This is a genomic window from Bartonella sp. MR168JLCBS (assembly GCF_042194175.1).
Genome location: NZ_JBHIMP010000289.1, coordinates 1 through 802 on the forward strand (window position 1 = coordinate 1; position 802 = coordinate 802).

An 802-nucleotide genomic window follows, 5' to 3' on the forward strand; every position below is an offset into this window, starting at 1 on the left:
TGGAGAAATTGAACGTCTTCTGCTTTTAGCTCGCCTCATTCGTCGTTGGCGTGAAAATTTACCTGCTCATATGCGGACCAGGTTTGGCACAGAAGATGTGCTTATTCCTACTCATACTGCCGATGCAATTTGGCTTGCACAAGATTTAGCACACTTGATGGATGAAATTGAAACAGAAGCAGCAAATTGGTCAAAGCTTAAAGATATTGCACCCGATATGGTCGCCGAATGGTGGCAAATAACGCTCGATTTTCTTACCATTGTCACACAAAACTGGCCGCAAATCTTAAAAGAAAGACAACGAAGCAATCCAGCTGAATGGCGCAATCAAATACTCAAAATGCATGCCGAGACTTTGTATCGTACACAACCTGAGAAACCTATACTCGCGGCTGGTGTATCAGGTTCTATTCCCGCAGTTTCTGATCTTCTAAAGGTCGTTGCCTCCCTACCAAAAGGTGCTGTTGTTCTTCCAGGCCTTGATCTTCATATGGATGAAAATCAACGGCATGCATTATCCACAACCCATGAAGAAAAAAAATCTTTTGATTCTTTCGATCATGCAGCTAATGTTTTTGGCCACCCTCAATATCATTTAAAAAAGCTTCTCTCTCTTATGAAATGCCAGCGCATTCATGTTCGTGAAATTGGCCAACAAAGCACAATAAAAGCAAAACGCGCGGCTCTTTTATCAGAAGCATTCCGACCAGCCTCTACAACAGACCGATGGATACAAATTGTCCGCGATGATTATGAAAACCTGTGTGCAGATTGGTCATTCATTGAAGCTATAAATGAACGC

The 802-nt window shown here is 42.4% G+C and carries 1 pseudogene; it reads left to right on the forward strand.

Annotated elements, in window-relative coordinates:
* Positions 1–802: pseudogene (locus ACFIK8_RS10935) on the forward strand (double-strand break repair protein AddB); the annotation flags it as partial.